This window comes from Bradyrhizobium genosp. SA-3 (assembly GCF_004212635.1).
Classification (GTDB): Bacteria; Pseudomonadota; Alphaproteobacteria; order Rhizobiales; family Xanthobacteraceae; genus Bradyrhizobium.
Map to the genome: position 1 here is coordinate 43,371 of NZ_PSRT01000028.1, position 20,855 is coordinate 64,225.

Annotated in this window: 15 protein-coding genes and 1 pseudogene; 10 read left to right on the top strand and 6 right to left on the bottom strand. The window is 62.4% G+C overall.

Going from position 1 to position 20,855, the window contains the following annotated elements; genetic code table 11:
• Window positions 1-118: 118 nt before the first annotated feature.
• Window positions 119-1,446 (bottom strand): annotated as a pseudogene (locus CWO91_RS12170) (MFS transporter).
• A 182-nt stretch (window positions 1,447-1,628) separates the two neighbouring features.
• Between CWO91_RS12170 and cyoA the strand changes: the two are divergent.
• From cyoA to CWO91_RS12205, 7 genes are read left to right on the top strand one after another with little or no spacing between them, the layout of a single operon-like run.
• A complete protein-coding gene (gene cyoA, locus CWO91_RS12175; protein ID WP_130213662.1) occupies window positions 1,629-2,792 on the top strand; it encodes a ubiquinol oxidase subunit II in 1,164 nt (387 codons plus the stop codon).
• A gap of 11 nt (window positions 2,793-2,803) precedes the next feature.
• A complete protein-coding gene (gene cyoB, locus CWO91_RS12180) occupies window positions 2,804-4,801 on the top strand; it encodes a cytochrome o ubiquinol oxidase subunit I (RefSeq protein ID WP_130213663.1) in 1,998 nt (665 codons plus the stop codon).
• On the top strand, window positions 4,802-5,431 hold the full coding sequence (gene cyoC, locus CWO91_RS12185; RefSeq protein WP_091893490.1) for a cytochrome o ubiquinol oxidase subunit III: 630 nt from the start codon (window positions 4,802-4,804) through the stop codon (window positions 5,429-5,431).
• Window positions 5,428-5,808: a cytochrome o ubiquinol oxidase subunit IV gene (cyoD, locus tag CWO91_RS12190; protein ID WP_130213664.1), complete on the top strand. Its 381-nt coding sequence runs from the start codon at window positions 5,428-5,430 to the stop codon at window positions 5,806-5,808. The genes cyoC and cyoD overlap by 4 nt, the downstream gene beginning before the upstream one ends.
• Window positions 5,805-6,656, top strand: a complete 852-nt coding sequence (locus tag CWO91_RS12195) for an SURF1 family protein (RefSeq protein ID WP_130213665.1) — start codon at window positions 5,805-5,807, stop codon at window positions 6,654-6,656. The genes cyoD and CWO91_RS12195 overlap by 4 nt, the downstream gene beginning before the upstream one ends.
• Window positions 6,628-8,034: an ATP-binding protein gene (locus CWO91_RS12200; RefSeq protein ID WP_165405382.1), complete on the top strand. Its 1,407-nt coding sequence runs from the start codon at window positions 6,628-6,630 to the stop codon at window positions 8,032-8,034. Before CWO91_RS12195 ends, CWO91_RS12200 begins: the two co-directional genes overlap by 29 nt.
• Complete coding sequence (locus CWO91_RS12205) at window positions 8,024-8,557, top strand: response regulator transcription factor (RefSeq protein ID WP_130213667.1); 534 nt, start codon at window positions 8,024-8,026, stop codon at window positions 8,555-8,557. The genes CWO91_RS12200 and CWO91_RS12205 overlap by 11 nt, the downstream gene beginning before the upstream one ends.
• Before the next feature lie 335 nt (window positions 8,558-8,892).
• Here the strand turns inward: CWO91_RS12205 and CWO91_RS12210 are convergent, their stop codons facing one another.
• The 5 genes from CWO91_RS12210 to CWO91_RS12235 form a co-directional block, all read right to left on the bottom strand.
• Window positions 8,893-9,705: a CarD family transcriptional regulator gene (locus tag CWO91_RS12210; protein ID WP_091893477.1), complete on the bottom strand. Its 813-nt coding sequence runs from the start codon at window positions 9,703-9,705 to the stop codon at window positions 8,893-8,895.
• 345 nt (window positions 9,706-10,050) lie between these two features.
• Window positions 10,051-10,389, bottom strand: a complete 339-nt coding sequence (fdxA, locus tag CWO91_RS12215; RefSeq protein WP_091893472.1) for a ferredoxin FdxA — start codon at window positions 10,387-10,389, stop codon at window positions 10,051-10,053.
• A 132-nt stretch (window positions 10,390-10,521) separates the two neighbouring features.
• Window positions 10,522-10,773 carry an RNA-binding S4 domain-containing protein gene (locus CWO91_RS12220; RefSeq protein ID WP_130213668.1) on the bottom strand — a complete coding sequence of 84 codons (252 nt, stop codon included), beginning with the start codon at window positions 10,771-10,773 and terminating at the stop codon, window positions 10,522-10,524.
• A gap of 22 nt (window positions 10,774-10,795) precedes the next feature.
• Window positions 10,796-14,191: a helicase-related protein gene (locus tag CWO91_RS12225; protein ID WP_130213669.1), complete on the bottom strand. Its 3,396-nt coding sequence runs from the start codon at window positions 14,189-14,191 to the stop codon at window positions 10,796-10,798.
• A gap of 684 nt (window positions 14,192-14,875) precedes the next feature.
• Window positions 14,876-15,685: a DUF3108 domain-containing protein gene (locus CWO91_RS12235; protein ID WP_164939671.1), complete on the bottom strand. Its 810-nt coding sequence runs from the start codon at window positions 15,683-15,685 to the stop codon at window positions 14,876-14,878.
• A gap of 458 nt (window positions 15,686-16,143) precedes the next feature.
• Here CWO91_RS12235 and rpmB point away from each other — a divergent pair, with 458 nt between their 5' ends.
• The 3 genes from rpmB (at window position 16,144) to CWO91_RS12250 (ending at window position 20,832) form a co-directional block, all read left to right on the top strand.
• Window positions 16,144-16,452 (top strand): 50S ribosomal protein L28, encoded by a 309-nt coding sequence (gene rpmB, locus CWO91_RS12240; RefSeq protein WP_130213671.1) that lies wholly within the window; start codon window positions 16,144-16,146, stop codon window positions 16,450-16,452.
• A gap of 143 nt (window positions 16,453-16,595) precedes the next feature.
• Window positions 16,596-17,435, top strand: coding sequence for a Hachiman antiphage defense system protein HamA (locus CWO91_RS12245; RefSeq protein WP_130213672.1), 840 nt, complete (start codon window positions 16,596-16,598; stop codon window positions 17,433-17,435).
• The gene (locus CWO91_RS12250; RefSeq protein WP_130213673.1) at window positions 17,422-20,832 is read left to right on the top strand and encodes a DEAD/DEAH box helicase; all 3,411 of its coding nucleotides are present in this window, start codon (window positions 17,422-17,424) and stop codon (window positions 20,830-20,832) included. The genes CWO91_RS12245 and CWO91_RS12250 overlap by 14 nt, the downstream gene beginning before the upstream one ends.
• Window positions 20,833-20,855 lie beyond the last annotated feature (23 nt).

The window sequence follows — 20,855 nt, forward strand, 5'->3', positions numbered from 1 at the left end:
CACAGGCCGTAGTTTGGCGAAGACTCGTGGTTGCCAGTATGCGCCACAACCCCTCCCTGGGGGTATGGGTCCCGGCCTTCGCCGGGACGACGGCTGTTATGTGGCTAATGCTTGAGCCTTACCGCCCCGCGTCCATATCGCCCGCCTCGCGCTGGCCGCTGAGCCAGAGCGCGAGCAGGGTCCAGAACGCGCCCGACAGCAGGTACGCACCTGAGGCGATGACGCCGAGATTGGTCGCGAGCAGTAGCGCCACCAGCGGAGCGAAGCCGGCGCCGAACAGCCAGGCCATATCCGAGGTCAGCGCCGAAGCCGTGTAACGGTACGTCTGCTTGAAGTTCGAGGCGATCGCGCCCGAGGACTGGCCGAAGGACAGGCCGAGCAGGATGAAGCCGATCACCATGTAGATGGTCTCGCCGAACGCACCTGCGTCGAGCAATTGCGGGGCAAAGCCGCTATAGATCGCGATCGCGACCGCCGATCCCATCAGCAGCGATTTGCGGCCGACGCGGTCGGCGATGATGCCGGAGAGCACGATTGCGACGACCCCGAACACGGCGGCGACGATCTCGATGATCAGGAAGCGCACCGGGCTTTCGCGGGTGAACAGGAACACCCAGGACAGCGGAAACACCGTGACCATGTGGAACAGCGCGAAGCTCGCCAGCGGCGCGAAGGCGCCGAGCATGATGTTCTGGCCTTCGCGCGCGACGGTGTCGGAGATGCGCGCCGGCTGCAATTCGCGGGTCTCGAACAGCGAGGAATATTCTTCCGTCGTCACCATGCGCAGGCGCGCGAACAGCGCCACGACGTTGATGGCGAAGGCGACGAAGAACGGATAGCGCCAGCCCCAATCAAAGAAGTCATCGGCCGAGAGGTTGCCGGCGAAATAGGCGAACAGCGCGCTCGCCACGATCAGGCCGAGCGGGGCCCCGAGCTGCGGCACCATCGCGTACCAGCCGCGCTTCGAAGGCGGTGCATTCAGCGCCAGCAGCGAAGCGAGACCGTCCCAGGCGCCGCCCCAGGCCAGACCCTGGGCGAGACGCGCCAGCGCCAGCAGCCAGATCGCGGCGACGCCGATCTCGTGATAGCCGGGCAGGAACGCGAGAGCGACGGTGGCGGTGCCGAGCAGGAACAGCGCCGAGATCAGCTTGGCCGTCTTGCCGTAGGCGCGGTCGACCGTCATGAAAATGACGGTGCCGATCGGCCGGGCCATGAAGGCCAGCGCGAAGATCATGAAGGAATAGAGGGTACCGGTCAGCTCGCTCGCGAACGGGAACACCAGGCGCGGGAACACGATCACCGAGCGATCGCGAAGACGAAGAAGTCGAAGAATTCCGAGGTGCGGCCAATAATGACGCCGATGGCGATCTCGCCGGGACTGGCCTGGTCGTGGCCGTGCTCGCCCGAGTGGAGGTCTGCCATTGCGGGGGTCTGTGCCGTCGCCATGCGTGCGCCCTTAACGTCCTGAAAACCAAAGCCGACCGCCCGGCGGGACGCCAGGCAATCTGGCCCTCTCTGACCCAACATTCCGCACTGCAACATTGGACAAATTGTCCAATGTCCGGATTGTTGCGCCGCAGCTACCCGTTGGCCCCGCAAAGGAAACTCATTCTCATAAGGCTCGGCCCGTGTCTCGTCTCAAGATCCTGGCGCTACTACCTCTGGCTGCCGCGCTTAGCGGTTGCGACTACGTCGTGCTGGCGCCAGCCGGCGATATCGCTGCCCAGCAGCGCGACCTCGTCATCATCTCCACCGTCCTGATGCTCCTGATCGTCGTCCCCGTGATGGCGCTCACGGTGCTATTCGCCTGGCGCTACCGCCAATCCAACAGCTCGGCTCGCTACGAGCCGGAATGGGACCACTCGACCAAACTCGAACTGGTGATCTGGTCGGCGCCGCTCTTGATCATCGTCTGCCTGGGCGCACTGACCTGGATGGGCACGCATCTGCTCGACCCCTATCGCACGCTCGGCCGCATCCATGCGGAGCGCGCCGTGGACCAGTCCAAGGCTCCGCTCGAGGTCGACGTCGTCGCCCTCGATTGGAAGTGGCTCTTCATCTACCCTGACTACGGCATCGCCACCGTCAATGAGCTGGCAGCTCCGGTCGATCGTCCGATCACCTTCCGCATCACCGCGTCCTCGGTGATGAACTCGTTCTACATTCCCGCGCTCGCCGGCCAGATCTACGCGATGCCGGGCATGGAGACCAAGCTCCACGCCGTCGTCAACCACGCCGGCACCTACAAGGGCTTTTCGGCGAACTATAGTGGCGCCGGCTTCTCCGGCATGCACTTCAACTTCCAGGGTCTCGACGAGAAGGGCTTTGATGCCTGGATCGCCAGCGCCAAGTCGGCCGGCGGCTCGCTCGGCCGCGCCGAATATCTCCAGCTCGAAAAGCCCAGCCAGAACGAACCAGTCCGCCGCTACGGCACCGTCGATTCCGATCTCTACCGCCTGATCCTCAACATGTGCGTCGAGACCGGCAAGATGTGCCAGAGCGAGATGATGGCGATCGACGCCAAGGGCGGCAACGGCCATGAGGGCCTGAACAACACCCTGCCGCTCACTTACGACAAATACGCCCGCCGCGGCACGGTGCTTGGGCCGGAGCCGAGCTTCGTCGCCGGCAGCTGCACGCCGGATGCGCCGCAAGGTGCCGCGACCACCGCGTCGATCAAGGCTCCCACCGATACCGCGCCGCTCATCGGCGCCGGCCTGAAGCGGCCGAGCTTCGCGCCGCTGAAGTCCTCGTCCTTTTTCCTCGGACAGCGTCCGAAGTCAGACTCCTAAAGAGATCCCGCATGTCTCCTGATCTTCTCAAGCTCATCTTCGGCCGGCTCGGCTTCGAATCGCTGCCGCTGCACGAGCCGATCGTCGTCGGCACTTTCGCGGTGGTCGCGCTCGGCGGCGCCGCACTGCTCGGCGGCCTCACCTATTTCCGCCTCTGGGGCTATCTGTGGCGCGAATGGTTCACCACGGTGGATCACAAGCGCATCGGCATCATGTACATGATCCTCGGCATCGTGATGCTGCTGCGGGGCTTTGCCGACGCGCTGATGATGCGCGGCCAGCAGATGCTCGCCTTTGGCGGCTCCGAAGGCTATCTCAACGCCCATCACTACGATCAGGTCTTCACCGCCCACGGCGTGATCATGATCTTCTTCGTGGCGATGCCGCTGGTCACGGGCCTGATGAACTACGTCGTGCCGCTCCAGATCGGCGCGCGCGACGTGTCGTTCCCCTTCCTGAACAATTTCAGCTTCTGGATGACGGTCGGCGGCGCGGTGCTGGTGATGGCCTCGCTGTTCATCGGCGAATTCGCCCGCACCGGCTGGCTGGCTTATCCGCCGCTGTCGAACATCGGCTACAGTCCCGACGTCGGCGTCGACTATTACATCTGGGCGCTGCAGGTCGCCGGTGTCGGCACGACGTTATCCGGAATCAACCTGATCTGCACCATCGTCAAGCTGCGCTGCCCCGGCATGACCATGATGAAGATGCCGGTGTTCACCTGGACCTCGCTCTGCACCAACGTCCTGATCGTCGCCTCCTTCCCGGTCCTGACCGTCGTGCTCGCGCTGCTCTCGCTCGACCGCTACGTCGGCACCAACTTCTTCACGAACGATTTCGGCGGCAGCCCGATGATGTACGTGAACCTGATCTGGATCTGGGGCCATCCCGAGGTCTACATCCTGGTTCTCCCGGCGTTCGGCATCTTCTCGGAAGTCACCTCGACCTTCTCCGGCAAGCGGCTGTTCGGCTACACCTCGATGGTCTACGCCACGGTCGTCATCACCATCCTGTCGTACCTGGTCTGGCTGCACCACTTCTTCACGATGGGCTCGGGCGCCAGCGTCAACTCGTTCTTCGGCATCACCACGATGATCATCTCGATCCCGACGGGTGCGAAGATGTTTAACTGGCTGTTCACGATGTATCGCGGTCGCATCAGCTACGAGCTGCCGATGATGTGGACCATCGCCTTCATGCTGACCTTCGTGATCGGCGGCATGACCGGCGTGCTGCTCGCGGTGCCGCCGGCCGACTTCGTCCTGCACAACAGCCTGTTCCTGATCGCGCACTTCCACAACGTGATCATCGGCGGCGTGGTGTTCGGCGCGTTCGCCGGCATCAACTACTGGTTCCCGAAGGCGTTCGGCTTCAAGCTCGATCCGTTCTGGGGCAAGATGTCGTTCTGGTTCTGGGTCACCGGCTTCTACCTCGCCTTCATGCCGCTCTACGTGCTCGGCCTGATGGGCGTGACCCGCCGCCTGCGCGTGTTCGATGATCCGTCCTTGCAGATCTGGTTCATCATCGCCGCGATCGGTGCCGTCTTCGTCTTCATCGGTATCCTCTCGATGCTGATGCAGTTCGCGGTCAGCCTCCTCAAGCGCGAGCAGCTCAAGGACGTCACCGGCGATCCCTGGGATGCGCGCACGCTGGAATGGGCGACCTCCTCGCCCCCGCCGGACTACAACTTCGCCTTCACGCCCGTCGTGCATGACAACGACGCGTGGTGGGACATGAAGAAGCGCGGCTACCAGCGTCCGCTCACCGGGTTCAAGCCGATCCATATGCCGAGCAGCACCGGCACTGGCATTATCCTCGCCGGCCTTGCCACGGCGATGGGATTCGGCCTGATCTGGTACATCTGGTGGCTGGCCGCCGTGAGCTTCATCGCGATGCTCGCCGTCGGTATCGGTCACACCTTCAACTATCACCGCGACTTCGACATTCCGGCTGAAGACGTCATCCGGACCGAGGACGCGCGCACCAAACTGCTCGCCGGAGCCAAGTAAATGACTGTCGCGATCAATCCCTCGCAGACCGGCGAGCCGGTCTTCTATCTCGCCGACGAGCACCCGCATCCGGAAGGCTGGAGCACCTCGCTCGGCTTCTGGATCTATCTGATGAGCGACTGCCTCATCTTCGCGATCCTGTTCGCTACCTTCGGCGTGCTCGGCGGCAACTATGCCGCCGGTCCCGCGCCAAAGGACCTGTTCGACCTTGACCTGGTCGCGGTGAACACCTCGATGCTGCTGCTGTCGTCGATCACCTATGGCTTTGCCATGCTGACGATGCAGCAGAACAAGGTTGCCCAAACCCAGATGTGGCTGGCGATCACCGGCCTGTTCGGCCTCGCCTTCATCGGCATCGAGCTCACCGAGTTCGCCCACATGATCCATGAAGGCGCAACGCCGCAGCGTAGCGCCTTCCTGTCCGCCTTCTTCACCCTGGTCGGCACCCACGGCCTGCACGTGTCTTGCGGCCTGATCTGGCTGGTGACGCTGATGGTGCAGGTTTGGAAGTTCGGCCTCATCGAAGCCAACCGCCGCCGCCTGATGTGCCTGTCGATGTTCTGGCACTTCCTCGACGTGGTCTGGATCGGCGTCTTCACCTTCGTCTATCTTCTGGGAGTTCTGCGATGAGCACCGATACCCACGCCACCCACGCGGACGACCATCACCACGGCGACAGCCACGCCCACGGCACGTTCTCGACCTACATGCTCGGCTTCGTGCTCTCGGTCGTGCTGACCGCGATCCCGTTCTGGTTGGTGATGAGCGGCGCGTTGCCGAGCAAGCAGATCACCGCGCTCGTGATCATGGCCTTCGCGGTCGTGCAGATCGTCGTGCACATGATCTACTTCCTGCACATGAACACGACGTCGGAGAACGGCTGGAGCATGATGGCGCTGATCTTCACCATCGTCATGGTGGTGATCGCGCTGTCCGGTTCGCTGTGGGTGATGAACCACCTCAACAGCAACATGATGCCGATCCACCAGATGACGGGCATGAAGTGAGCGAAATCGGGACCGTGACGGGCAAGGCAAGCGGGACGCGCGGCAAGGCTGCGCGATCCCCGTCCCTGTGGCTCACGGTCCTCTCGCTGACGGCGATTGCCCTTCTGATCGCGCTTGGCGTCTGGCAGATCGAGCGCCGCGCCTGGAAATTGGCGCTGATCGACCGCGTCGAGCAGCGCGTTCATGCCCAGGCGGTGCCGATCCCCACGGCCGCTTCATGGCCCATGATCACCGCCGCGAACGACGAATACAGGCATGTCAGCGTCACCGGCCGCTTCCTGCACGACCGCGAGACCCTGGTTCAGGCCGTCACCGAGGAAGGCCCCGGCTATTGGGTGCTGACGCCGCTCAAGCGTGATGACGGCACGCAGGTCCTGATCAACCGCGGCTTCGTGCCGTCCGAGAGGCGCGACGCATCGACGCGCCAGGACGGCAATCCCGACGGGAAGGTCGAGATCACCGGCCTGTTGCGCATGACGGAGCCGAAGGGCGGATTCCTGCGGAACAACGTGCCCCAGCACAACCGCTGGTACTCGCGGGATGTCGCCGCGATCGCAGCGGCACGCGGCCTCCACGAGGTCGCGCCCTTCTTCGTGGATGCCGACGCCGGATCACAAATTGGCGGCGGTCCGATCGGCGGATTGACCGTGATCCGCTTTCCCAATAACCACCTGATCTATGCGCTGACGTGGTTTGCCCTGGCTTTCATGCTGGTCGGCAGGCTTTTTGTCACATTCGGCGGCGGGCTGTTCCGCCGCAAACGCTTCGTCCATGAACCGGCCGGCGGCTTCGATGCCGCTGCCCGCAGGACGGGATCAGATGCTGGAACGATCGTCGAGCCGACCTGACGACGCAAAGTCGAGTCCCCGGACGCTTGCCCATGGCGGCGAGCTGGCCGTGACGCTGCAATCGCAGGCGGACGCGCGCGGCGAGTTGATCGGCACTGCTCCCACCGACGACGAGACCAACCGCAAGAACATGGCGCTGCTGATCCAGCTGCGCTGGACCGCGGTGGTCGGCCAGATCGCGACCATCGGCGCCGTGCATTTTGGCCTGGGTATTGCCTTGCCGTTGGAACGGATGGGCGCGGTGATCGGCGCGCTGGTGCTGCTCAACGTCTCCAGCCTGGTCTGGGTGCGCCATCGCGCGGCGATCACCAACAATGAGCTTTTGGTCGCGCTGATGCTCGATGTCGCCGCGCTCACCGCGCAGCTCTACCTCTCCGGCGGCGCCACCAATCCGTTCACCTCGCTGTTCCTGCTCCAGGTGACGCTGGGCGCGGTGCTGCTCGACGCCCGCTCGACCTGGTCGCTGGTCGCACTGACCTGCGCGAGTTTCGTGTGGCTGACGCTCGCTTACCGGCCGCTCGACCTGCCGCCAAATCCCATCAGCGAGACCTACAGCCTCACCGTAACCGGTATGCTCCTGGGTTTCGTCCTGAACGCCGTGCTGCTGGTGGTGTTCGTCACCCGCATCAACAGGAATTTGCGTGAGCGCGACGCGCATCTGGCGGCGCTGCGCCAGCATGCGGCCGAGCAGGATCACATCGTGCGCATGGGTCTGCTCGCCTCCGGCGCGGCCCATGAGCTCGGCACCCCGCTGGCCTCGCTCTCGGTGATCCTCAGCGACTGGCGCCGCATGCCCGATCTCGCCGCCGATCAGGAGCTCGCCGAAGATCTCGCGGAAATGGAGACCTCGCTGCAGCGCTGCAAGTCGATCGTCACGGGCATCCTGGTATCGGCGGGCGAAGCGCGCGGAGAAGGCTCCTCGCCGACGACGGTGACGGCCTTTGTCACCGCGCTGGTGGAGGAATGGCGCGATGCGCGCTCGGCGCGCACGCTCTACTTCGTCAACACCTTCGGCGAGGATGTTGCGATCGTCTCCGACGTCGCGCTGAAGCAGGTGATCTTCAACGTGCTTGACAATGCCTACGAGGTCTCGCGGGAATGGGTCGAGCTCGTCGCCGAGCGCGAGGGCGACAATCTCGTGCTTGCGATCAGCGACCGCGGCCCCGGCTTTGCACCGGAGATGCTGGCGCAGCTCGGAAAGCCCTATCAGTCGAGCAAGGGTCGTGCCGGCGGCGGGCTCGGCCTGTTCCTGGTGGTGAACGTGGTGCGCAAGTTAGGGGGCAGCGTGACCGCCGAGAACCACAGGAAGCGCGGCGCCACCGTCCGTCTCACGCTGCCGCTCGCAACGCTCGCGATCGGAGGGAATTTTGACGCCTGACCGCTCGCTCATCGTCGTCGAGGACGATGCCGGCTTCGCCCGCACGTTGAAGCGCTCGTTCGAGCGTCGCGGCTACGAGGTCGTGCTCGCCGCCTCGATCGAGGAGGTGCGCAAAGTGCTGGAGGAGCGCTCCTTCGGCCACGCCGTGGTCGACCTCAAGCTCGGCGGCGCCTCGGGGCTCGCCTGCGTCGAGCTCCTGCACACGCATGATCCCGACATGCTGATCGTGGTGCTGACCGGCTTTGCCAGCATCTCCACTGCCGTGGAAGCCATCAAGCTGGGGGCCTGCCACTATCTGGCAAAGCCGTCGAACACCGACGACATCGAGGCCGCCTTCAACAAGGCCGAAGGCAATGCCGAGGTCGCGCTCGATGCCCGGCCGACATCGATCAAGACGCTGGAATGGGAACGCATCCACCAGACCCTGATCGAGACGGATTTCAACATCTCGGAGGCGGCACGGCGATTGGGGATGCATCGGCGGACGCTGGCGCGGAAGCTGGAAAAGCGGCCGGTGAAGTAAGGCGAGGCGAGTCTCACTCCTCTCGTCGTCCCGGCCTAGCGCGCAATTGCGCGCGGGGGGCCGGGACCCATAACCACAGTGAGTAGTTTGGCGCGAGATGATCATTGGTAGTCTTTGCCAAATGCAATTCGGTGGTTATGGGTCCCGGCCCCCCGCGCGCAATTGCGCGCTAGGCCGGGACGACACCGCATTTCTTGAACCGGCTTCGCTCCCATTCTCTCCTCGTTGTTCTGGACCAGCGAGCACCGATCCAGTATCTTCGCGCGAGTGCAGACCCAAACAAAAAGCCCGGCCAAACGGCCGGGCTTTTGATCTCTTGCAATCGACGGAGGCGCTTACGCGGCCTCGTCGGCGACGGTGGTGTCGTCGCCATCGGTGTCGTCGGTATCGCCCTCGGCATCCGAATCGGCTTCGCCGTCGGCGGCTTCCGCCTTGGCGTTGGCGCGGCGCGGGCTCTTGGCGAGCTGGGCCTCGATCTCCTTGACCGCTTCGGTCTCGGTCGAGTGCTGCACCACCGCGATCTCGCGGGACAGACGATCGAGCGCCGCTTCATAGAGCTGGCGTTCGCTGTAGGACTGCTCCGGCTGCGACTCCGAGCGGTAGAGGTCGCGCACGACTTCCGCGATCGCGACGATGTCGCCCGAATTGATCTTTGCTTCGTATTCCTGGGCGCGGCGCGACCACATGGTGCGCTTGACGCGGGCGCGGCCCTTGAGCGTCTCCAGCGCCTTCTTGACCAGCGCCGGATCGGACAGCTTGCGCATGCCGACATTGGCGACCTTGGCGGTCGGAACGCGCAGCGTCATCTTGTCCTTGATGAAGTTGATGACGAACAGCTCGAGCTTGGCACCGGCGATCTCCTGCTCCTCGATGGCCAGGATCTGGCCGACGCCGTGAGCGGGATAAACGACGAATTCGTTGGCCTTGAAGCCCTGACGCTGGGTCACGACCTTCTTTTCCTCGACCTTCGGCGCAGCAGCGGGCTTGGCGGCCGGCTTGGCAGCGGCAGGAGCCTTGGCATGAGCAGCAGCAACGGGAGCCTTCGGCGCGGCGGGCTTGGCAGCGTGAGCCTTCGCAGGATGAGCCTTGGCAGCAGCAGGCTTGGCAACGGTCGCTTTCGCGGCCGGTTTGGCAGTCTTGTTAGGCATTGCGCTTCTTTTGTTCTTCGAGGACTTTGCAGCCGGCGCCTTCGTCGCGGTCCGACCCTTGGATGCGCTACGGCTGGCCGCGGCGACTTTTTTGGCCTCCTTATGGGAAGCCCTCGCTGAAGTACTCTTTTTACGCGTTTTCTGTGACACAGCCTGCGCGCGGAAAACTGCCACGCCCCTGTTCGACATTTGGTTTCACGGGAACCCAGAGGGGCCAACGGGGCTGACGGGGTTCGGCTTAATGTGCCCAATATAGCACATTTCCCGCAAAAATCAATGATTTAGGGGTCTTGAGGGCTGGTTTTCGGCGGCAACGCCGCTAATAGGGTTAAGTTTGGGCCCTAATTAGTCTCCCGAGCCCGGGTTCGGAGAAAAATATTTCTCGAACTTGCCTTCCATGCCGTCGAATTCCTTGGCATCGGCGGGTGATTCTTTCTTCTGGGTGATGTTCGGCCAGCTCTTGGCGTAGTCGGCGTTGACCTGGAGCCACTTTTCCAGACCCGGTTCCGTGTCCGGCTTGATGGCGTCGGCGGGGCATTCCGGCTCGCACACGCCGCAGTCGATGCACTCGTCGGGATGGATGACGAGCATGTTCTCGCCCTCGTAGAAACAGTCGACCGGGCAGACCTCGACGCAGTCGGTGTACTTGCACTTGATGCAGGCTTCAGTGACGACGTAAGTCATCCAACGCTCCGAAAAGCTCTTTTAAAAGTCGCGGCTTGCGTAGCGCGGATGGCCCGGCGCTGCAAGGTCGACAACGGCCGATCATGACACTTGTGTGCGTTTGGTCGGCCAAGAAATGAATACGAAGCGCAATTAATTGCGCTCGCCGAGTTCTTCATAGAGCACGCGGGCCGAGGCGGCATCGCCGCGGCGCTCAGTGAAGGCGGTGACCTTCAACACGCGCACGGTGCGATCGAGCGCGATGGTGACGACATCGCCGAGCTTGATCGCATGCCCCGGCGATGTCTCGCGCGTACCGTTGACGCGAACATGGCCGGTAACGACCAGCTCAGCGGCGGAGGTGCGCGCCTTCACCACCCGGGCGTGCCACAGCCATTTGTCTATGCGCTGTCGCTCGGTCGTAGGATTACTCCTTCCGGCCGGACAGCTGCTCTTTCAGCGCGGCCAGCTTGGCGAAGGGCGAGTTCGGATCGACCGGGCGATCGCGTTCGCGCGGATTCGCGCTGGAGGCATAGGGACGCAGCGACGGACCGGACTCACGGTCGCGGCGGTCGCGGCCCTTGTCGCGGTCGCGGCCACGATGCTCACGACCCTTGTCGCGATCGGCGCCGAACTTGCCCTTGTTGTCGCGGTCCTTGCCCTGGAAGCTGCGATTCCTATCCTCGCGGCGATCACCGCCCTCGCCACCTTCACGCGGCTTGCGAAAATCCTTGGCACCATCGCGGCGATGACCACCATGACGATGGCGCTCGCCGCGTTTCTCGCCGTCGGCTGACTGCGCTGCTTCGCCCGGCGCGGCCGTGGCGCCTTCTGCAGCCGCCTGCGGACGGTGATGGTGACGCTGATGGCGATGGCGTTCGTGGCGCGGCTTGCGGTCCTCGTGACGGCCGCCGGGACGCCAGACCTCGACGAGCTCGGGCTCCGCCGGCGTCGCCGCAGCCTCAGTCGCTGCGGCCTCAGGCGCGGCAGCGTCAGGCGATGCGGCAGCTTCCGTTGCCGCGGTCTCGGCGGCAGCGGCTTCGAGGCCGGCAGCCTCCGCCGACGCAGCGGTCTCTTCCGCCGGCGGCGCGATGCCGGGGGCATCTTCGGACGTGACGGGAGCCTCGGGCGACGCGTCCAGCGCCGGCTCCGCGTGCGCTGTCTCGTCCTGCGGCTCCACGCCGGGCGCGTCTTCGACGGTGACGGGTTCAGCGGCGGCATCCGTGGATGCCTCCGCGGGCAGGCCCGCCACGGCCTCCGCCGCGGTCTCGGTCTCGGTCTCGGTCGACGTCTCCGCGCTGCCCTCGGCGGGCGGCGTCTCTGCCGCGACCGTCTCGGTCACGACAGGCTTTTGCGGCAGCGGCGGACGCTTCTCCATGCGATAGCCGAGTGCGCGCAGCACGGACGCGAAGTCCTCGCCGGCAGACCCCGTGAGCGAGGTCATCGCCTGCGTCACCACAAAGCTGCGGCCGTCGAACGCGCCGGCGGGCTTTTCGCCGGGCGAATTCTCGCGCCAGGCCAGCGCCGGGCGGATCAGATCGGCAAGGCGCTCCAAAATGTCGACGCGCACGGCGCGCTCGCCGGCCTGCTTGTAGCCGAGTACGCGATAGGCATCGCGCGGCAGCTGCTTGTCGACCGGGAACGAGGTGCGGCCCGACGATGCCAGATGCTGCGCGCCCGAGAGCGCGGAGAGATCGACATTGTCCTGCTTCAGCGCCCAGAGCAGCGCGGCCAGCGCGCGCGCGGCGGGCTTGAGCAGGCCGGGGAAATAGATGTGATAGGCGCCGAAGCGGACGCCATATTTGCGCAAGACCGCGCGCGAGGGTTGGTCGAGATCCTTCAGCTCGTTCGCGATTCTGGGACGCTCGAGCACGCCGAGCGCCTCGACCAGCTGATAGGCGATGCCGCGGGCGATGCCGGTGACATCCTCGGCCTTCGACAGCTCGAACATCGGCCCGAGCAGCTTTTCGATATGCGTCTTGAGCCAGAGCTCGAGCCGCGCCTGCACTTTTTCGCGCGGCGCCCCAGTCAATCTCTCGTCGGAGATGATGCGGATGCGCGGATGCAGCGCGTCGTCTGCGGCGGAGAGCCGCGCCACGGCATCGCCGGTCCAGCGGATGATGCCTTCCGAGGTCAGCACGAACTGCTCGTCCGGCGCGTTGCCCAGCTTTTCGGCGCGCGTGTTGATCTCGCCGGCGAGCACCGCTTGCGCTGCAGCCTGCAAGGCTTTCGCATCGGAGCCGGCTTCCGCCACGTCCGGTGCAAAGGTGAAGCCGTCGAGGCGGCCGATGACATGGCCTTCGACGATGACTTCGCCGGTCTTGCCGATTTCAGTATTCAAGCTCGTGTTCTCCCGCAGGCGGCGCATCAATACACTGGTCCGACGATCAACGAAACGCTCAGTCAAGCGTTCATGGAGCGCATCCGATAATTTATTTTCGACCTCCCGCGCGATCCCCTGCCAGCGTTCGGGGTCTTTCAGCCAGTCCGGGCGGTTGGCGACGAAGGTCCAGGTGCGAATCTGCGCGATCCGGGCCGACAGCGTGTCGATGTCGCCGTCGGTGCGGTCGGCCTGGTCGACCTGGGCGGCGAACCAGGCATCGGGGACGCATCCCTTCTGCATCAGGAAGCCGTGGAGCGTCGTCACCAGCTCGGCATGGGCGGCCGGCGACAGCTTTCGGTAATCGGGGACCTGGCAGGCCTCCCAGAGGCGTTCCACGGCGTCTTTGCCATGCGCGATATCGCGCACCTCGCCGTCGCGAGCGGCATGGTCGAGCACGCGCATGTCCTCGGCGATCGGCGCGCGCGTCAGCGCCTCGTGACCGGGGGCGAGGTTCAGCGACACCTGGAGCGCGCCGAGCGAGGAGAAATCCAGCTTCGAGTTGCGCCATTGCAGCATCTTCACGGCGTCGAAGGTGTGGTTCTGCAGCGCGTTGACGAGCTCGGGCTCGAACGGCGCGCAGCGGCCCGTGGTGCCGAAGGTGCCGTTGCGCGTGGCGCGGCCGGCGCGGCCGGCGATCTGCGCGAATTCGGCCGGGGTGAGGCGGCGGAACTGGTAGCCGTCGAACTTGCGATCGGAGGCGAAGGCGACGTGGTCGACGTCGAGATTGAGGCCCATGCCGACTGCGTCGGTGGCGACGAGATAGTCGACGTCGCCGTTCTGGAACATCGCCACTTGCGCGTTGCGCGTGCGCGGCGACAGGGAGCCCAGCACCACGGCGGCGCCGCCATGCTGGCGGCGGATCAGCTCGGCGATGGCGTAGACCTCGTCGGCCGAGAACGCGACGATGGCGGTGCGGCGCGGCTGGCGCGTGATCTTGCGATCGCCGGCGAATTCGAGGCTCGACAGGCGCGGCCGCGTGATCATGGACACGCCCGGTAGCAGCCGCTCGATGATCGGGCGCATCGTGGCAGCGCCAAGCAGCAGCGTCTCGTCGCGGCCGCGGCGGTTGAGGATGCGGTCGGTGAAGACGTGGCCGCGTTCGAGGTCCGAGGCGATCTGGACCTCGTCGATGGCGAGGAAGGAGACGTCGAGGTCGCGCGGCATCGCCTCGACGGTCGAGACCCAATAGCGCGGCTTCTTCGGCTTGATCTTCTCCTCGCCCGTCACAAGCGCGACGCTCTCCGCGCCAGCGCGATCGGCGATCTTGTTGTAGACCTCGCGCGCAAGCAGACGCAGCGGCAGCCCGATCATGCCGGAGGGATGCGCCAGCATCCGCTCGATGGCGAGATGGGTCTTGCCGGTGTTGGTCGGCCCGAGCACTGCAGTGACGCCGGCGCCGGGCGCGCGCTCGGAAGCGAAGGGGGAGGGAGAGAAAGCCATGTCTGGGGGATTAGGTAGTGGCGATTTGGGCGAATGTCAGTGCCGTTTTGGGGCGGGAGCGCGAAGCGCTTGAAAGTCACCTCGCCCCGCTTGCGGGGAGAGGTCGGCGCGGAGCGCCGGGTGGGGGGCTCTCCGCGAGTCCGACTCCCACCGAATTCGCGGAAGCAGCCCCTCACCCCAACCCTCTCAGCGCGAGCGAAGCTCGTCGCGGCCCCGTAAGAACGGGGAGAGGGAGAAGAGAGAACTCCCCAAACCTCGCGCAACTGTCTCACTTTGCGACGCTTTTCCCGTTGGCCTTAAGCTTCGGAACGACTCTAGAACGAATCGCGGCCGAATCGCTGACTCCCTGACGAGTCCTGTTCCGTTCACGCAACATGTCGCGGGACTCGTATTGGTTGCGCACTAGATGGAGTTTTGCCCGATCGCACAAGCGACGTTTCGGTGGCGGGTTTCTTAAAATTGGGGACGGCGCGGAGTCGAATCAGAATCGGACGGGAGTCAAATGGATTCCCGGCCACGGACCCTGCCAAAACAAAAAGTGCGAAAACAACCCCATGCACAGTAGCATGTCATTGAATCATAACGATTTTCTGCCAACCAAAAGCCGCTTCTCGTCATTCCGGGGCGCGCCGTCAGGCGCGAGCTACGGTGCGCGCCCCGGAATGACGGCGGTGGGGGCCGGGCTTACTGCGTCTTCGCGACGCGCGGCGGCTGGGGGGAGGTGATGAAGCTGGTCGCTTCCAGCATCGCCGGTCCCAGCGGCGTCGGCACTTTCAGCCAGAACGGGACCAGGATGCGCGTGCCCGCCACCGGCGCAAACGCGATCTCGATGTTGCGCTGGGCGGCGAGGTATTTGATCACGGGGCGGTCGGGGATGTAGCCGGCGACAGGCACGAAATAGAGCGCGCAGACCACGACCGGGCCCCTATAGCCCTTCTCGGCCTTGACGCTCTCCATGCGCTTGAAATCGAGTTTTAGGTCGTACCGCATGCGGCCGTCGAACACGGGCGCGGCGTTGTGGCAGGCCTCCGGCGAGACCGGATCGCCAGTGCCGGGCACGCGCAGCAGCGAGGCCGTCATCGGATCCCAGACGCCGCGGCGATGCGCCTCGGTGACGACGATGCGGTCCGGATCGACCGGCGGCTCCGGCAGGATCGCGAACTCCTTCACATTGCCCTTGTCGAGGGTGATGCGGATCTCTTCGGTCTTCTTCGAGGTGGTGGTGGAGGCCTGGTAGCCGGTCGCAACCAGCGCGCCGTTGACGACCCGGCCCTGCGAGGCGCCGGTGCCGGACCCGCCGGTGAACGACTTCAAGATCCCGGTGGTGCCGCCGGAGGCCGCGGCCGCGAACACGTCGTCCTGGATGTCGATGTTCCAGGCGCCCCTGCCGACGGGAATGCCCGCCAGCGTCGCCTCATACTGCGCCTCGAGCTTGCCCTGCGCCGCCACAGGCTCGGCCGCCCACGCCACGGCAAGGCCGCACAGGGCCGCCAGGGCCAGCTGGCCGGCAGAGCGCCGCCGGGGCGAAACGGGGGACGAGGTGGGCACGAAGCTTTCCAATCGGGGCGCCAATCGATGCGTTACTTAAGCCGAAATCGGCGGCAGGCAATGCGTCCGGGCGCGCGGCTACGGAACTCCACCGGATTCTTCCGGTGCGATTACGCCCTTTATGTGATGGTAAGGCGTTCCGATCATTGCCGTTTTGGTGATTGGGGAGCGTCAGAGGCGCACACCTCTCCCCACCCACTCCGCTGTCATGCCCGGCTTGACCGGGCGATGACACCCGAGGGTGGAGGCGCGAAACCTACGAGCCGAACCACCCCAAATCCTTGACTACCCGCCCCTTCCCCCCTATACGTCCGCCCGCTCCCTGCAAGGACAGAGAATTCGCCCCCGTGGCGCCCAGAATGGCGGCCGCAATTCGTTGGGGGTTTAGGATAAGGATTTTTGCCATGTCTCGCCGCTGCGAACTGACGGCCAAGGGCCCCCTCGTCGGCCACAAGGTCAGCCACTCCAACATCAAGACCAAGCGCCGCTTCCTGCCGAACCTCGTCAACGTGACGTTCATCAGCGAAGCCCTGGAGCGCAACGTGCGCCTGCGCGTCTCCACCAGCGCGGTCAAGAGCGTCGACCACAATGGCGGCCTCGATGCCTTCCTGCTTAAGGCCAACGCCGACGCCCTGTCGCCGCGCGCCCTCGAGCTGAAGCGCGCCATCCAGAAAAAGGTCGGCGACACCGCGCCGGTCAAGAAGGCCAGCTAAGCAAGTTTTCAAATTGGGCGGGGGCTAAGTTGCGTCGCGTGGCGTAGGCTTAGCCAGTAGAGTTTTGCGTTACGGCCGGATCGGAAGATCCGGCCGTTTTTGTTTTTGTGCCTCGCGAAAGAGGCTCTTCATCCAAGTCACCCTTGACAGAGATTCTGCCCGTTGCCAGTCTTCACTTTTCAACTCTTAATAGAAGCGAACATATGCCGCTTTTCGCGGAATGGTGCGAGTTCGACTCAACTGTCTCTGAGAAGAAGCGCTTATTGAAACTCCGCGAAAAAGTCGGTGGGCGAGACGCCATTGCGGACATCCTCGCGTCAGTTTTGCGATCGCACTACGACGACGTCACTCGGATAGCACAAGACGTGTCTGAACTCGGTTATGGCCAAGCGGCGGCGTTGCTTTCTGAGCGCATGCCCCGATCGGCAACAGCAAGGTCCGGCGAACTCGGCGAAATACTTGCAACCGAGCTAATCGAGGAGAAGCTCGGGTATCGAGTCCCCGTACGACGGCTTCGATACAAAGACGGGCGAGAAATGGCGTTACGAGGGGACGACTTTATCGGAATACAGAAGAACAACTCCGGTGAAACGCTAAAATACGCGAAAGGTGAATCTAAGAGTCGCAAGACATTGGCTCAGGACGCCATCAATGATGCGCGCATAGTGCTAGCCCGCGATCACGGGCGGCCGACACCAACCTCCATTTTATTCGTTGCTGATCGCTTGATGGATTTAGGAGGAGAAGAAGAGAAGCTTGGTCGCGCGATCCGCAATGAGGTGGCAACCAGGGCCGTGCCACCAGATCGTATTGAGCACGTCCTTTTCACAGTGTCAGGCAACGCCACTCCAAAAGCTTTATTGGATGACTTTGCAGCGGCCTCCGGCGATCGACCGCACGCCGTGATTCATCTCGAGGTCCCGGACCATCAAGATTTCATAAAGGCCTCATTTGAGAAGGCACTAAAGCTTGGAAACGATTGAAGACCTGACCTCCTTCTTGCAGCAGATTGGCGCAGCAGGATTTCGCGGTCGCTTAAGGGAACGCGGGGAGTCTCGCGCCCTTATTCGCCAGAATGGCCTCCTACCGGAAGGAGCGCCTCCCTTCTCAACAACGCTCGACGTTGATTTGACCGAAGTGGCCTTTTCTGCTCTTCGGGGAGCATTTGCCCTAAGAGAGGCGAACGGCAATCCCGAGATATGGCGCAACGGATTTGCACTCGCCGGCAATGCCTTCGAAGCCTTGGTCCAAAACGGGCCGCCCGAAGATTCTGCCAGAGGCTTCAACCGAGTAATGGGTGCCGGTGCCTACCACCTTGCCGGCTATTCAGCACTGTCATTCTCATTGATGTCCCAAGCTGGAAGTACCGCAAATCTTGCGCCCGCCGAAGAAGCTATTGTCTTCCTGCTTATGCGAAATCTGGACGTACTCTCTCAAAAGGCGAAGACCTGGCTTCGCGACGCGGCGAAGTCAGATACTGAGATATCAAGACGCATTGAAGCTGAAGAACTCGATCCTGACGACGCAATAACCACAATTGCCACTACCACAATATTCCGCGCCTTTGCGTTCTTTCACTTTGCTCTTCAAACAGGTGAACCGGCCTTAGTGGAGCAAGCCCGATCTTATCTTAGTCGCATCTTATCTCTGACAAAAGCCGCGAATGCTGTATCGATGTGGTGGATCAGCCGCCTCGCCCTCAATCTAATTGACGATCTATGGAATAGCAGCCTGCACGTTACCTTGCCGAAGGAAGGCCCTCCCGCGGCGGAGTCATATGCACGACTGCGTGGATTGTTTATTGCTGAACTGTTTGCGCGAAAAGTATCTGAAGTCGAGCTGTGGCCGTCTCAAACAGCAGCGGCACAACGATCAACAAACCCTTGTGACGATTTAGTAGTTGCACTACCAACGAGCGCCGGCAAAACCCGAATCGCAGAAATTGCAAGTCTAGTAGCGTTGGCTCAGGGAAAGCGTGTGCTTCTCGTTACACCTCTTAGAGCTCTCTCAGCTCAGACTGAGCGCTCATTTCGTCGGACGTTTGCACCGCTCAACTTTAGAATATCGTCGCTTTATGGCGCCGGAGGCCTTGCGGGCGCGGATGAGGATGCTCTTCGTTCGTACGACATAGTGATTGCCACTCCAGAGAAGCTTGACTTTGCTCTACGAAACGATCCCGACGTGATCAATGACGTTGGACTTGTCGTCTTAGACGAAGGCCATCTCATCGGGCCTAACGAGCGTGAAATCCGTTACGAAAATCTCGTTCAGCGACTATTGCGCCGTTCCGATAGTGCTACGCGACGAATGGTTTGCCTCTCAGCTATCTTGCCTGAGGGCGAACAACTGAACGATCTCACTTCTTGGATTCGGTCTGACGAACCAGGCGAACCGATCCAATCGAAGTGGAGACCCACACGCCAAAAATTCGGCACGCTCTCATGGAGCTCGCAACTTCGTTCAGCGAAGTTGAGCTTCAACTTGGAGAAAGACGGGCCATTCATTCAACATTTCATTCGCCAAATTTCGGCGATTAAGCCTCGGAAGGCGCCGTTTCCGAGAGACAACAAGGAACTTACGCTGGCCGCGGCGTGGAAATTTTCCGAACTGGGCAAGCGAACACTGATTTTTTGCACGCAGAGAGATCATGTCGAGAGTTACGCTGAAACCATCGCAGATCTGAGCAGGCGCGGATTCTTAAAATCTCTTCTTGCGAATCCTTCTAAGATCGATAGAGCGCTTGAGGTTGGGCGAGAATGGCTAGGAGAAACGCACCCAGCTGTTTTGTGCCTACCGCTAGGAGTCGCGATACATCACGCTCGACTACCAAGTCCGTTTCTTCGCGAGGTAGAGGCACTATTAGCAAGCGGCGTCCTAGAAGTTATCATCGCTTCTCCGACCCTAGCGCAAGGTCTCAACTTGAGTGCCGCGGTACTCCTTATTCCGAACCTCTACAGGGCGGGCCAGCTTCTTACGGGCGAAGAGTTCGCAAATGTTGCAGGGCGCGCAGGGAGAGCATTTGTTGATCTTGATGGTCTAGTTCTCCACGTCATGTTCAAACCTGAGCAATGGCGTTTCAACATGTGGACCGGTCTCGTGAATTCGGCACGAGCACGCGCACTATCGAGCGGAATCATCACGGTTGTTAATGAGATCATGCGAAGACTTGCGCGTACCGGAGTCTTCGCACGTGAAGATGCGATGGAATACTTGGCGAATTCGCAAGACGCCTGGTTTCCGGGAGACTGGCCCGAAGACACTGAAACGATGGTCAGTCTCGTCGAAAGACTTGATGCAACCGTATTAGGCTTGATTGAAGCTCTCGACACAGATAGCGCAAATCTGCCTGCCCTCTTGGATGCAGCGCTGACAGGCTCTCTCTGGGCTCGCCAAATTGCCCGACTTTCAACCGAATCCAAAGGACATCAACTTTGGATTATGACGGCGCGCGCTCGACTCATCTGGACCAAGTCGACTGCAGCACAAAGACGCGCTCAATTCGCGATGGGAGTTGGCCTTGAATCTGGACTAGCCCTCGATGCAATAGCGACCGAGGTTACAGGTTTCTTAGATTCGGCAGATGCAGCCGCAATGCAAGGCGAGCCAGCTGTACTGGGAAATGCGCTTGTCTCTATGGCGGAGAAATTCTTTCGAATTAGGCCCTTCATTCCCGAAGTCGAGCTACCAACCAATTGGCGCGATATATTGAAATCGTGGGTTCGGGGTGATGACGTCGCTGCGATTGGTCTTGCGAATATGCGCGTCGTCGAAGAGGCATTTATTTACCGACTTACTTGGGCAATGGAGGCGATTCGCATGAGGCGTCGGGCTGAGGGAGGCGCCTCGGAATACGTTGAAGGAAGCGCGGCCGCATGCGTCGAGGCCGGTCTCCCGAGAAGTATGATGGCGATGTTGATAAGGGCAGGCTTACCATCTCGGGTCGCCGCGATGCTCGTTATCGACCAGGCGCAACCAATCTTCACAAATCTAGCAGAAATGAACCAATGGCTATCCTCGAACGAAATTACGGTTTTGTCAGAAGATCCAAAATTTCCATCCGAAGAGACTGCTTCGTTGTGGCGCATCTTCCGGGATAATGCCTTGGCAACGCCAATTCAGCGTTGGAACGAACAAAGTTGGCAACTCAGCACGACCCTATTGCCTTGGGTAAATACTGCTCTGCCGGCGCGTATTGACGTAGACGAATCCTCCGGAGCGGTCTCCATTGTCACGCCCGACTATCAGAATATCTTGCAGATCAAGCAGCGCCTAGACGATCCAAAGCCATCTTTGTTTCGTGTCGATTTCGCCGCGGACGGAAAATCGGCCACGATCAATCGCATGGGTCGCGCAACCGGCCGCTGGCGCGAGCAGGCATAGCTCCTCTTGAAGATATCTTCTCT

What these genes read in the sequence shown, in the direction of transcription:
- CWO91_RS12200 (WP_165405382.1), top strand. Translation starts at nt 6,628, where the DNA reads ATGCTGGAACGATCGTCGAGCCGACCTGACGACGCAAAGTCGAGTCCC.
- rpmB (WP_130213671.1), top strand. Translation starts at nt 16,144, where the DNA reads ATGTCTCGCCGCTGCGAACTGACGGCCAAGGGCCCCCTCGTCGGCCAC.
- fdxA (WP_091893472.1), bottom strand. Translation starts at nt 10,389, where the DNA reads ATGACTTACGTCGTCACTGAAGCCTGCATCAAGTGCAAGTACACCGAC.
- CWO91_RS12210 (WP_091893477.1), bottom strand. Translation starts at nt 9,705, where the DNA reads ATGCCTAACAAGACTGCCAAACCGGCCGCGAAAGCGACCGTTGCCAAG.
- cyoD (WP_130213664.1), top strand. Translation starts at nt 5,428, where the DNA reads ATGAGCACCGATACCCACGCCACCCACGCGGACGACCATCACCACGGC.
- cyoB (WP_130213663.1), top strand. Translation starts at nt 2,804, where the DNA reads ATGTCTCCTGATCTTCTCAAGCTCATCTTCGGCCGGCTCGGCTTCGAA.
- CWO91_RS12225 (WP_130213669.1), bottom strand. Translation starts at nt 14,191, where the DNA reads ATGGCTTTCTCTCCCTCCCCCTTCGCTTCCGAGCGCGCGCCCGGCGCC.
- cyoC (WP_091893490.1), top strand. Translation starts at nt 4,802, where the DNA reads ATGACTGTCGCGATCAATCCCTCGCAGACCGGCGAGCCGGTCTTCTAT.